We start from the raw sequence: 12,122 nt of genomic DNA on the forward strand, positions 1-12,122 counted from the left end.
TTTCTCAATCCAGGATGCAATTGCCAGCACTGTTTCAATGCCCAGCTTGTCTGGCTGCCTATTCCTTTGTCGACTGAAACCTTTGCGCTTCTTCATTGGACATCGATTGCCGCCGCATCGACAGTATTCGGCAGAAGCACGATTGAGACAGCGGGAAATCAACATGCAAAATGCCGATCCGATCTGGCAGCACGTGGAAAACCACCAGGACGATCTGGTGGGTCTTTCAGACCGGGTGTGGGGAATGCCTGAAACGCTTTATGCCGAATTCCGGTCTTGTGCGGAACATACGGCGATGTTGCGCGACAAGGGATTTGCCGTGACTGAGGAAATCGCAGGCATCCCAACCGCTGTTTTGGGCGAAGCGGGCAAGGGGGGAGCGGTGATTGCCATCCTCGGTGAGTATGACGCATTGCCCGGGCTAAGTCAGGAGGCGAATATCGCCGAACCCCGTCCCATCGAAGCAGGGGGAAACGGTCATGGATGCGGGCACAATCTTCTGGGTTCCGCTGCGCTTCTGGCCGCCTGTGCACTCAAGGACTGGCTGGAGGAAACCGGTACGCCGGGGCGGGTCCGGTATTATGGCTGCCCAGCCGAAGAAGGCGGCGCGGCCAAGGCCTTCATGGTGCGGGATGGCGTTTTCGACGACGTGGATGCCGCCATCACCTGGCATCCTGCGGGAATGACCAGGGTGGATGAGGCCGCGAGTCTTGCCAATACCCGCATGGATTTCGAGTTTACGGGTCGGGCGAGCCATGCTGCGGCAGCGCCGCATCTGGGCCGCTCGGCGCTGGACGCGGCCGAACTGATGAATGTGGGCGTGCAGTATCTTCGCGAGCATATACCACAGGAAAGCCGCATCCATTATGCTTACCTTGATGCTGGGGGCACTGCACCCAACGTGGTGCAGGGTAAGGCCAAGACACGTTATGCCATTCGGTCCACCAGTCTGTCGGGGATGATGGCGCTGAATGAACGCGTGCGCCGGATCGCCGAAGGGGCAGCCCTGATGACCGAGACCAGGGTGGATATCTCGATCATGTCCGCAGTCTCCAACATGCTGGGCAATATACCGCTGGAAGAGACAATGCAGGCGGCGATGGACACTCTGGGCGGGGTGCCCTTTGATGCAGCCGACCGCGAGTATGCCGCCGAAATACAGGCAACGCTCTCAAGCGAAGATATCGCGGCCAATTACAAATCAGTCGGCCTGAAAGCCCGCTCCGGAGAACCCCTTTGCGATTACGTGGTTCCGTTGGAGAGCCGCGGGGACAAGATGATGGGCTCCACCGATGTAGCCGATGTTTCATGGGCCGTGCCCACTGTACAGGCCCGCGTCGCGACCCATGCCATCGGAACTCCGGGGCATAGCTGGCAGATTACGGCGCAGGGCAAGGCACCTGCAGCGCACAAGGGCATGATCCATGCCGCCAAAATCATGGGCGCGACGGCGCGGATGCTGTTTGCGGATGACAACCTGATCGCGCGCGCCAAGGAAGATCATCAAAATCGTCTGACATCGGAACCCTATATCTGTCCGATTCCCGATGACATACGCCCGCCACTCAAATCCCGTCCAGCGGCCGATTAACACCTCAGGGCCGACAGAGCGGCAAGCCTGGATGCCGCGAAACGCTGTTTGTGCAGTTTTGGGCCGAGGGCGTCAGATGCAGAATTGGGAAGGGGCAGGCCAGATGAGGCATAGCCGGTTCTTGGAGAACCTTGATCACCATGAAAACCGAGTTTGCGGCAGTCGCCGTACAATAGGCGCCTGCGCTTTTCACGATTTGGCGTGCAGCTGATGGCAGATACGGGAAGCATGACCGAACCGCGTTTCGCGGCTGCCCGCAACAGGGGTATTCTTCAGCTGCAGATGGCGGGAATCTTCAAGCGGCTCGCCTCGGTAATGGTGACGCTGATCGGGTTGGCGGCGCTGACCTTCATGATCGGACGGATGCTGCCGATTGATCCGGTTCTGGCGATACTTGGCGATAACGCCACGCAAGAGGCCTATGATGCGTTGTCGGCAAAGATGGGTCTGGACCGACCCATTCCAGTGCAGTTCGCAGACTACCTCTGGAACTTGCTGCATCTCGACCTCGGCAACTCGCTGCTGTCGGGACGACCCGTGGCGGAAGAAATCATCCGCGTGTTTCCTGCAACGATGGAGCTTGCCACGCTCGCCATGCTGATCGGCACTGCCATCGGCGTGCCATTGGGCATCGTGGCTGCTGTCTACCGCAATTCCTTTATCGACCATGTGGCGCGCATCGTTTCCTTGCTGGGTTACTCTGCTCCGAATTTCTGGCTGGGCCTTATGGGGCTTGTGCTGTTCTACTCAGTTCTGGGATGGGTCGGCGGGCCGGGCCGGATCGACATGATTTATGAGTTCGACCTGCAACCGGTCACAGGTTTCTATCTGGTCGATGCGGCGCTTAACGGCAATTGGGAGGTGTTCGGGAATGTCTTCAGCCATCTGATCCTGCCGGCACTGATCCTTGCCCTGAGTGCGCTGGCCTATATCAGCCGGATGACCCGAACCTTCATGATCGACCAGCTCGAGCAGGAATATGTGATTGCTGCACGGGCCAAGGGTATCGGGCGCTGGCGCATCGTTTGGACCCATGTTTTCCGAAACATCGCAGTGCAGGTGATTACCGTCGTTGCGCTGTCCTACGCCTTTCTTCTTGAGGGGGCCGTGCTGACTGAAACGGTCTTCGCCTGGCCGGGCTTCGGGCGATATCTGACCAACTCCCTGCTGTCTGGAGACATGAACTCGGTGGTTGGCTGTACGCTTGTGATCGGCGTGATCTTTGTCGTGCTGAACCTGATCTGCGATCTGCTTTATCGCGTGATCGATCCACGCACCCGCTGAATCGAAAGGGCCAAACAATGACAGATGCTTCTCCAGTTTCGCAGTCTGGCTCTTGGCGCCACTGGCTGGCGGATCCGCATCCCACATCGCCTTTTCAGGCCAGGATGCACCAAAGCTGGCGTATGTGGCGGAAGCTCAAGCGCAATGGATCGGCCTTGCTGGGGCTGGCAATCCTGTTCGTGATTGTGATCGCCGCAGTTTTTGCGCCGCTGCTTTCTACTCATGATATTTTCGCGCAGGATTTGGGCAATCGCCTGTCGCTGCCCTCTGCCGAGCATTGGTTTGGCACCGACGAACTGGGCCGCGATATCTATTCCCGACTGCTCTATGGCGCGCGCATCACACTTTACATTGCTGCTCTTACTGCGGTCATTTCAGCGCCGGTCGGGCTCGTCGTGGGAGCGGTTTCGGGCTATTTCGGTGGCTGGATCGACACGGTTTTGATGCGTGTAACCGAAGTGTTCCTGGCCTTTCCTTCGCTCATCTTGGCGCTGGCCTTCGTTTCGGCTCTGGGACCGGGGATCAACAATGCGATCATCGCCATTTCCCTGACCGCCTGGCCACCCATCGCGCGGCTGGCGCGCGCCGAGACAATGATCATCCGCCGATCTGATTATATCTCGGTCGTGCGATTGCAGGGTGCCTCGGCGCTGCGGATCATCACCCGCCATGTCGTGCCCATGTGCGTCCCATCAGTCATTGCCCGTGTCACTTTGAACATGGCCTCGATCATACTTTCGGCGGCTGGGCTGGGGTTTCTTGGTCTTGGGGCGCAACCGCCGAGTCCGGAGTGGGGCGCAATGCTGTCGTCGGCCCGCCAGTTCATTTTGTCGAACGGCTTCGTCGCCGCTGCCCCCGGCATGGCTATCCTGCTGACTTCGATCGCTTTCAATCTCGTGGGTGATGGCCTGCGGGATGTATTGGACCCGCGCCATGACTGACATCAACGCAGTTGAAGATCCCGTCCTCAGTGTTCGGAAACTCAACATTCACTTCAGGGGCGATGACCGCGTTACCCATGCAGTGCGTGATGTTTCCTTCGATCTTGGGGCCGAGAAACTGGGCATCGTGGGGGAATCCGGGTCTGGTAAAAGCCAGACTGGTCGAGCCCTGATGCGCCTTTCGCCGCCTTCAGCGCGAATAACCGCTGAGCGGGTGCAGTTTGGAGCGACCGATCTTTTGGTAGCCTCCGAACGGCAGATGATGCGCCTGCGCGGCAACGATATGGCGATGATCCTTCAGGACCCCAAGTATTCGTTGAACCCGCTGATGAAGGTTGGACAGCAAATCTCCGAGGCGTATCGCGTGCATTATCGCGTCAGCCGGGCGGTGGCGCGAACCCGGTCCCTCGCGATGCTGGAAAGTGTCCATATCCGCGATCCTGAAAGGGTTTATGAGCTTTTCCCGTATCAGGTATCCGGCGGTATGGGGCAGCGGATCATGATTGCAATGATGCTTATCGCCGAGCCCAGGTTGATTATCGCAGATGAACCGACCTCCGCGCTTGATGTTACTGTGCGTCGTCAGGTGCTCGCGGTATTGCAGGAGCTGGTGGATCGCGCCGGCGCCAGTCTGATCTTCATCAGCCACGATCTCAACCTTGTCGCGGATTTCTGCGACCGGGTGCTGGTGATGTACAGCGGGCGGGTGCTTGAGGATCTGCCTGCTGGGCAACTGGGCATGGCGAAGCACCCCTATACACGCGGCCTGCTCGATAGCTTGCCGCGGCTCGATGCCCCTTGTCACGAACTCGCTGTGCTCAAGCGCGACCGCGCGTGGCTCAACGGGCCGGCGGCCTGAGACGAACGAGACAAACATGGAAAATCCAAAACTTGAGGCGGCGGATCTGAACATCGGCTTCGGATACGGCAGCCATCGTCTGGAAGTGGTGAAACAGGTTGGGTTCCGAATTGCCAGGGGCGAAAGCTATGGCCTGATCGGGGAGTCCGGTTGCGGGAAATCCACCATCCTGTCGGTGATTGCCGGTTTGAACCATAACCATGAGGGCAGGTTGCTGCTTGAAGGCGCCGAACTGCCGCGCCGACGCAGCAAGGCATTTTTTCGCAAGGTGCAAATGGTGTTTCAGGACCCTTATGCTTCGCTGCACCCCCGCAAGATGGTGCAGGAAGTTCTGGCCGAGACCCTGAAAATCATGAAGCTGGACCGGGTGCAGGAACGGATAGATTCAATTCTTGCCGATGTCGGGCTCGATGTAACATTCAGGTTTCGTTTTCCTCACGAACTCTCAGGGGGACAGCGGCAGCGCATCGCAATCGCTCGTGCACTGATCGTGGAGCCCGAGCTGGTGCTTCTTGATGAGCCTACTTCGGCTCTGGATGTGTCAGTTCAGGCTGAGATTCTGAATTTGCTTAACCGCATGCGACGGGAAAGGGGCCTGACCTATCTGATGGTCAGCCACGACATCGCGGTCATCGCCCATATGTGTGACAATCTGGCGATCATGAAAGACGGGCGCATTTTGGAGAAACTGACCCCCGCCCAGCTGCGAAGCGGTGATGTGAGCCAAACCTATACGCGTGATTTTCTGGCGGCCTCGGCACCTGCAGTGGTGCGTTCGTAGAAAGGTTCGGGACGGTGACTGAGACTCTACTTGAGAAGATCGCAGCCAGAGCCGCCGGCACTGCACCGGTGACCGCGGCCAACCGACAGGCGGCACAACGCGCCATTGCCGACACGCTGGCCTGCATGGTGGCGGGACAGGACGATATGGCCACATCTTCTGTGCGGCAGGCGGTCGTAACTCGACACATGCCGGGGCCGGCGGCCCTTGTTGGAGGGGGCACAGCGGCGCCTTCGACAGCAGCGCTGGTGAACGGCACTGCAGCCCATGCGCTGGATTTCGATGACAATTTCACTCCTGGCATGAGCCACGCGTCTGCAGTTCTGGTGCCCGCACTTCTGGCGCTTGGGCAATCCGTGCAGGCAAGCGGAGCTCAACTGGTAGACGCCTATTTGATTGGCCTCGAAGCACAGGCCCTTGTTGGCAGAGGCGTTGTGCCCGAGCATTACGTGGCCGGGTGGCATGGAACTTCCACCGTTGGGACCATCGGCACGGCTGCCGGTTGCGCGGCGCTTCTGGGCCATGATCGGTCAGGACTGGTTCAGGCAATGTCTCTGGCGGTTAGCATGGCTTCCGGGACGAAAGGCCAGTTCGGTACGCCCGCAAAGCCTTTTCATGCGGGCATGGCTGCGCGCAATGCGGTGGAGGCGGCGTTGCTGGCGGGAGCCGGACTGTTCGGCCGGAGTGACATTCTGGAGCGGGCGCAGGGTTTCGGTGACCTGATGAGCGGCGGACAGGAGGCTGACTGGAACCTGCCAGAAAACGGTGCGCCTCATGTGATAGAGACTGACGGGTTGATGCCCAAAATTCACCCCTGCTGCGGGTCGACCCATAACTCGGTAGATATGGTTCTGGCGCTACGTCACAAGCATGGCTTTGCGCCCATGGATGTGGTCGAGATTGTGCTGACGGTGGGACGAGCGAACTACAGTAATTTGGCCTATCCAGAGCCTGTGACGCCGATGGAAGCGCGTTTCTCAATGCAATATTGTGTGGCGCTTGCCCTCACGCAGGATGGTCTCTCCTTGTCCGACTTCACGCCGACTGCGGTCGGACGATCACATTTGCGGGCGCTGTTTGATCGCATCTCGATGCGCGTAATGCCGCTGGACAAGGAAGCGGGGGCGAAACGTCCGCCCCATCATGCGTTGATCCGCCTTGCCGACGGGCGTGAACTGACTGCCGAGCTGGCGAATGCACGGGGCAGCCTTTCGGCTCCATTGGACGAAACTACCCGCGTTGCAAAACTGCGGGACTGTTTTGATTATGCGGGGGTGACGCTGGATATGCGCGGGCTGGCCCTGCTTGAAGGGATCGATGAACTCCCAAACTTGTCCGGTCTTGCTGCGCTGATCGGCACCCAGGCGGAACAGCCAGCAAAGATTGGCTAGACTCTGGAAGCCATTCTTGCTGCAAAATGAAATCTCTTCTTTCCGCGTGCCCCAAAAATTCTCATCCTTCACCATCCACCTGCCATGGCTTGACGGCTATAAATATGTATCGGGCGCTCCCAGCACTCCGATTTCAATGGGTTATAGATGAAGAGGAATGCGCCTGATCATAAGCCGCCTGCCACAGTTTATTGACCACTGCACGATGTTGCCGCTTCTTTCGATAAAGGGCGATCTTGAGGTCTATGACCCAGTGAGATTTTCCGGCAATGACCAGGTTCCCTGCTTCAAGCTCGTCTCGTGCAAGACTTTCCGGCACCCAGGCGAGGCCGGTGCCAACGATAGCCAAAGACTGGAGCGCAAAGCTCATCGGGTTCGAATCGACGACATCAAGGGACACTGACTTCTCATGCATAGACGGGGTCAGGACCTGGGCGAAAAAGCTCTGAGACCCATAGCTGAGGAAGCGGATCGCGTCGTCGCGGTCAAGATCGTAGAGAGGACGGCCACTCTCGTCGGGAGTGCTGACTGGCACTAACCGGTCAGAACCCAGTATGATGCATTCAAGTTCGTCCGTTCCGAATCCCAATTCGACCGACGGGTGAATATAGGTCAGCAAAATATCGCTTTCGCCATCACGGAACTGGCGAATGGTTTCTCTATAAGACGAACTGGCGGGATTGAGACGCCTGTCGAAGCTGCCAATCTGCTCCTCAATGGCTTCCAGCCACTTTGGTAAAAAAGTCATACGCAATGTGTGCATTGCCAGTATCTCGACCCGGTCACGAGCCTGTATCGCAAGCTGACGCACGCCACTGCGCAGTTCATTAATCTGCTGAACCAGATCTCGCGATTTTCGTACCATTACCCGCCCTTCGGCGGTTAGGTTTACCGGGTAGGTTGAACGGTCAACCAAGGGTGTGCCCAGCCAGTGCTCCAAATTCCGTATGCGTTTGGAGAAGGTTGACTGGCTTACATTTCGGATTTCTGCCGCGCGTGAAAAATTGCGTACCTCAGCCAAGCAGACAAAATCTTCAAGCAAGTTCAATTCCACTAGCAGAGGTCCCCGAGAACGTTTCGCTCCTCTTATGAAATGGCAACTTGGTCGTGTCTGTCAATTGCAACACCGGTCGATCACGGGGCGTCTTTTGCTCGAATATGTGCCAGATGCTTGCGCTGTTTCAGCCTTGGGCAGCCGAAAAAAGAGCCTTTAGCAGAGCGCCGAATTCAATCTGGTTCACTGCACGTCCTTCTTGATCCGTGTCGACCCGGTGCACCAACACCATATCGAGTGCCGGTATTATCATGCAGTAGTGTCCACCTGCCCCTTGTGCGGCATAAGATCCTGGCGGTGTGCGGACGCCCGACACAAAGACTCCATCACGCTCCAGCCACCAGCAATAGCCATACGCGCCATGCGGCCCGGCATAAGAATAGGGCATGACATTTTCTTCTGCCCAGCCGTCGGGCAGGATCATCTTTCCAGACCAGCGTCCATTTTGAAGAAACAACTGACCAAACCGGGCGAGGTCGCGGCTGGACAGACGGAACGGATAGGCGGGATGCCGAGAAACTTCAAATTGCTCCACCCAGCCATCAGGGGTCTCACCCGATAACGAGAAATCCTCCATTTCTAGTGGAGTGGCGAGGCGTTTCTGGAAGGCCTCGGCAACGCTTTCCCCAGTCAACTGCGTGAAGATGCTGCCAAGCGCGTTGAAGTCCCAGTTGTTGTAACACCAGAACGTCCCCGGCGCGTGGCTGCCCCGTTTTTCTTTAATCCGCTGCATCCACTCGGTTTCATACCCCGCCGGATGGTAGATTCCCGATCGCGCCATCAAAAGGTCGAGTATGGTGGCCTGACGCTCGGTCTGGCTAAGCGGTTTTAGATCATCGATCCCCAAGTCTTCCATCGTGGCGCTCAGATCGATACGGCCGGAGGCCACATCTTCACCCAGCATCGCGGCGAGAAAGCTTTTGCGCATCGAATGACACAAGAACTTATGGGAGATATCACCGTGAGTGAAAACGATGCGTCCTCCCTGGACGACCACAACACAGTCTGAACTCTGACGAGAAATTACCTCTTGGAGACGGTTCGTGCCCTCGGCCGACCAGCCTGCGTCCTCCGGCGAGCCGCCCAAATCCCAACTTGCGCCGGGGTTGGTGTCGATAGTGGTCATATAGCCCCCCATTTCAATATTCGGCCCCGCACACCGCGTTGTGCAGGGCCTTGGCTCGCGTTACTTGGACGCGAGATCGTAATAGACGCGGAAACCGTTGGAGGTCCAATTCTTGACCTCTTTGCGGACGCCCGTGCCGCCGAGGGTTTGCATAATGTAAGCCATCGGTCCCTCCTGCATCATGTCGATTTGCAGATCATGGTACAATTGCATGCGCTCCTCGGGATCTACTTCGAAAAGAGCCTCCTCGACCCGAGAGTTCATTGTTTCATCGTAATATGCCGCGCGCCAAGACGGGTACTGTGTGTTCTTTGCTTCAAGCGCATTGTCTGGATTGAATACGAAACGCGATGACATGCCGTGTGCGTCCGGGACGCCCGCCTTGTAAGCAAGGAGCGCTGCATCGAAGTCACGTGCGCGGTTTCGGGCATAAAGCTGTGCATTGGCCATTGGCTCGATTTCAAGCGTGACGCCCACCTGCGAGGCGGCTTCCTGAACTGATTGCGCGATCGAGTTGGAGTAGGGTTGCGTGCCGATTATGAGCGATGCCTTGAATCCGTCTGGATACCCGGCCTCGACCAGCAGCTCTTTTGCTTTTCCGAGATTCTGCTTGAAAGGCAGTCCATCCTCCTCGCTCAAGGCACCAAAGGCACCAAGTTGCACATAGGAATTGCGCGGGATCCCGATGCCCTTCATCACGGTATCGGCCAGACCCTGATAGTCGATGACATGTCGCATCGCGAGCCGTACCTTGGGGTCATCGAAAGGCGCTTTGCTGACGTTCATTCCCATGTAGAAGAGCGAAGGGTTAAGCTTGCGCACTACTTCGACCTGATCGTTGGCTTCCAGATCAGTCAGATATTGCGATGTAAGGTCGCGAGCTACGTCGACCTCACCGTTCTCCAACAACAATCTCTGAGTACCCGGTTCAGCGACGTGACGAATTAGAATTCGAGAAAGCTTCGGAGCGGGGCCATCATAGATTTCGTTCGCCTGCAACAGCACGCTTTCACCGGGATTCCAGCGCGCAAGCTGATATGGGCCCACGCAGGCAGTCTTGTCTTTCAGATATCCGTTGCCCAAGTCGCCGTCGGTTTCGTTCTCTTCCAAGACTGCTCGATTCAGCATGGAGGACACACGGTTCGCGCCGATCGCGGCAAGGACGAGGCCGACCGGATAGGCCTTGTCCAACTGCATCGTGATGGTCTTGTCGTCCAGCGCTTTGATCCGTTCATCTATTGAATCTTCGGTGAACCCGTACTCGATCAAAGCCGCAGCATTGCCAAACCCGAGTTTCACGACGCGCTGCATGGACCAAACCAGGTCTGCTGCCGTTCCTGGTGTGCCATCCGGGAACACGATGCCGTCACGCAGATGGAAGGTAATCACTCTCCCGTCTTCAGAGACGTCCCAGCTCTTGGCTAGATTAGGTACAACCGTCGCTTCATCGTCTGTCTTGTTGTCAACGAGCGCATCACAGGTATTCATGATGATCTCATTGGTAACCGCCTCGGCGATCTGTGCTGGGTCGAAGCTGGAGATGGCGTCAATATTATACGCCATGACGAGCGCATTATCGGGCGTCTCCGCCTGTGCGTTTGCAGTAATGCTTCCGATAAAGACGCCGGCTATTAGTGCTTTTCTCACCTTCACGTCTAACCTCCATTGTCGGATTATGGGTTTTTCTGCCGGCACGATGCCCGCATGGTTGAGGGCCTCAATCGCGCGTTAAATCTGGTCGCTCGCCAGCTGGTGCGGTTGTAAATTTGCGTTCGAACGCGCTGACGGATTTGCAATGAAGACAGCTCATTTTTTGGAATAGAGCTCAATGCAAGCGGCAGTTCCAACGACTGTTTGGAAACGTTCTAGTCACACATCGCATAAGCAGGGGAGTGAACCGATCCGGGTTTACCGGAGGCTGATTGATATAAGCTACGCAGCCATTTCAGAAGTTTCCATAGCTGTGTAGGAGGTTGCCTCGGCCTTTGCTGGCGGCGTGTTGCCGATGGGGTCTAGAAAGCGGCGGTGGTTGAACCAGTTGACCCATTCGAGTGTGGCATGTTCCACCACGTTGAAGCTGCGCCATGGCCCACGGCAATGGATGACCTCTGCCTTGAAGAGGCAGTCGCTCAGTGTATTTGATCGACAGGTATTGGAATCCTCGATCCGAGTGATGCACCAATTCCGCTCCCCGCTGTCGTTGCTGAACGGCCTATTCCAGGACGAATCCGGCATGGGCCGTGCGGCTCACTCGCCATCCCACAATGCGGCGCGCGAAGGCATCAATGACGAAGGCGACGTAGACGAAGCCCCGCCAATTGGCGACATTGGTGAAATCGCAAACCCAATGTGTGTCCGACGCCGGCACACGGAACTGCCGGCTCACCTTGTCCCGCGGGCATTGCTGGGCCTTGTCGGGAGCTTGGTCTTGATCTTCTTGCTGCGAAGGACGCCTTCGAGGCCCATGTCCTTCATCAGTCGCTCGACGGTGCATCGGGCTACGTCGAGCCCTTCCCGGCGCACCTGGCGCCAGACTTTACTCACGCTGTGGACGTTGAAATTGGCGCTCAAAAGCGCGCTGTGTCTCAGGACACAGTTCGCCATGGCGTTTGGTCCCAGGGGCACTGGCAAGACGCACATCGCCTCAGTCTCGGCTTGGCCGCATGCCAGAAGGGGCTGTCCGTCGACTTCACGACTGCCGCCGGACCGGTCAACGAGATTATGGAGGCCCGCGACGAACGGTGTCTGCTCCGGTTCCAGAAACAGATGGCCGTCTGCAAGCGTCTCATTATCGCTGAGATGGGCTTCGTGCCGCTCTCAAAGACCGGGGCGGAGTTGCTGTTCGAACTGATCTCGCAACGCTACGAACGCGGAGCGACCCTGATCACCAGCAATCCTCCCTTTTACGAATGGACGAAAACCCCGGAATCTGAACGTCTGACAGGCGCGCTGCCCGATCAGGTCACCCACCACGTCGATATCCTCCAATGACACGGTCGCAGCAAGCGAACAGTTCGCAACAGAACCGACCAGATATGGGGTGAACGCAACAGCCGCTTACACGGATCAGAGCGCCCAAATAGCCTGGCAATACC

General features: G+C 57.4%; 9 protein-coding genes and 2 pseudogenes. 7 read left to right on the top strand and 4 right to left on the bottom strand.

Annotated elements, in window-relative coordinates; genetic code table 11:
• The first annotated feature begins 163 nt into the window (after nt 1-163).
• The 6 genes from DEJ54_RS20020 (at nt 164) to DEJ54_RS20045 (ending at nt 6,847) form a co-directional block, all read left to right on the top strand.
• Nucleotides 164-1,591, top strand: a complete 1,428-nt coding sequence (locus tag DEJ54_RS20020) for an amidohydrolase (RefSeq protein ID WP_113157104.1) — start codon at nt 164-166, stop codon at nt 1,589-1,591.
• Nucleotides 1,592-1,873: 282 nt separating this feature from the next.
• Entirely contained in the window at nt 1,874-2,875 is a 1,002-nt protein-coding gene (locus DEJ54_RS20025) for an ABC transporter permease (RefSeq protein ID WP_224873243.1), read from the top strand.
• A gap of 17 nt (nt 2,876-2,892) precedes the next feature.
• Nucleotides 2,893-3,816, top strand: coding sequence for an ABC transporter permease (locus DEJ54_RS20030; protein WP_113156541.1), 924 nt, complete (start codon nt 2,893-2,895; stop codon nt 3,814-3,816).
• Nucleotides 3,809-4,675, top strand: coding sequence for an ABC transporter ATP-binding protein (locus tag DEJ54_RS20035; protein ID WP_113157105.1), 867 nt, complete (start codon nt 3,809-3,811; stop codon nt 4,673-4,675). Before DEJ54_RS20030 ends, DEJ54_RS20035 begins: the two co-directional genes overlap by 8 nt.
• Nucleotides 4,676-4,691: 16 nt before the next feature.
• Nucleotides 4,692-5,456, top strand: coding sequence for an ABC transporter ATP-binding protein (locus tag DEJ54_RS20040; protein WP_113156542.1), 765 nt, complete (start codon nt 4,692-4,694; stop codon nt 5,454-5,456).
• Nucleotides 5,457-5,524: 68 nt separating this feature from the next.
• Entirely contained in the window at nt 5,525-6,847 is a 1,323-nt protein-coding gene (locus DEJ54_RS20045; protein ID WP_245447843.1) for an MmgE/PrpD family protein, read from the top strand.
• Nucleotides 6,848-6,980: 133 nt separating this feature from the next.
• Here DEJ54_RS20045 and DEJ54_RS20050 read toward each other — a convergent pair whose 3' ends face one another.
• From DEJ54_RS20050 to DEJ54_RS23570, 4 genes and pseudogenes are all read right to left on the bottom strand, one after another.
• A complete protein-coding gene (locus DEJ54_RS20050) occupies nt 6,981-7,889 on the bottom strand; it encodes a LysR family transcriptional regulator (RefSeq protein ID WP_162742406.1) in 909 nt (302 codons plus the stop codon).
• 139 nt (nt 7,890-8,028) lie between these two features.
• Nucleotides 8,029-9,027, bottom strand: coding sequence for a serine hydrolase (locus DEJ54_RS20055; protein ID WP_113157107.1), 999 nt, complete (start codon nt 9,025-9,027; stop codon nt 8,029-8,031).
• 60 nt (nt 9,028-9,087) lie between these two features.
• Nucleotides 9,088-10,680, bottom strand: a complete 1,593-nt coding sequence (locus DEJ54_RS20060; protein WP_224873238.1) for an ABC transporter substrate-binding protein — start codon at nt 10,678-10,680, stop codon at nt 9,088-9,090.
• A gap of 279 nt (nt 10,681-10,959) precedes the next feature.
• Nucleotides 10,960-11,638, bottom strand: a pseudogene (locus DEJ54_RS23570) (DDE-type integrase/transposase/recombinase); the annotation flags it as partial.
• On the opposite strand from DEJ54_RS23570, the pseudogene DEJ54_RS23575 reads away from it, so the two are divergent.
• Nucleotides 11,633-12,018: pseudogene (locus tag DEJ54_RS23575) on the top strand (ATP-binding protein); the annotation flags it as partial. The pseudogenes DEJ54_RS23570 and DEJ54_RS23575 sit on opposite strands and share 6 nt — an antisense overlap.
• Nucleotides 12,019-12,122 lie beyond the last annotated feature (104 nt).

It is taken from the genome of Nitratireductor sp. OM-1 (assembly GCF_003296175.1).
Classification (GTDB): domain Bacteria; phylum Pseudomonadota; class Alphaproteobacteria; order Rhizobiales; family Rhizobiaceae; genus Nitratireductor; species Nitratireductor aquimarinus.

What these genes read in the sequence shown, in the direction of transcription:
- DEJ54_RS20020 (WP_113157104.1), top strand. Translation starts at nt 164, where the DNA reads ATGCAAAATGCCGATCCGATCTGGCAGCACGTGGAAAACCACCAGGAC.
- DEJ54_RS20025 (WP_224873243.1), top strand. Translation starts at nt 1,874, where the DNA reads ATGGCGGGAATCTTCAAGCGGCTCGCCTCGGTAATGGTGACGCTGATC.
- DEJ54_RS20030 (WP_113156541.1), top strand. Translation starts at nt 2,893, where the DNA reads ATGACAGATGCTTCTCCAGTTTCGCAGTCTGGCTCTTGGCGCCACTGG.
- DEJ54_RS20035 (WP_113157105.1), top strand. Translation starts at nt 3,809, where the DNA reads ATGACTGACATCAACGCAGTTGAAGATCCCGTCCTCAGTGTTCGGAAA.
- DEJ54_RS20040 (WP_113156542.1), top strand. Translation starts at nt 4,692, where the DNA reads ATGGAAAATCCAAAACTTGAGGCGGCGGATCTGAACATCGGCTTCGGA.
- DEJ54_RS20055 (WP_113157107.1), bottom strand. Translation starts at nt 9,027, where the DNA reads ATGACCACTATCGACACCAACCCCGGCGCAAGTTGGGATTTGGGCGGC.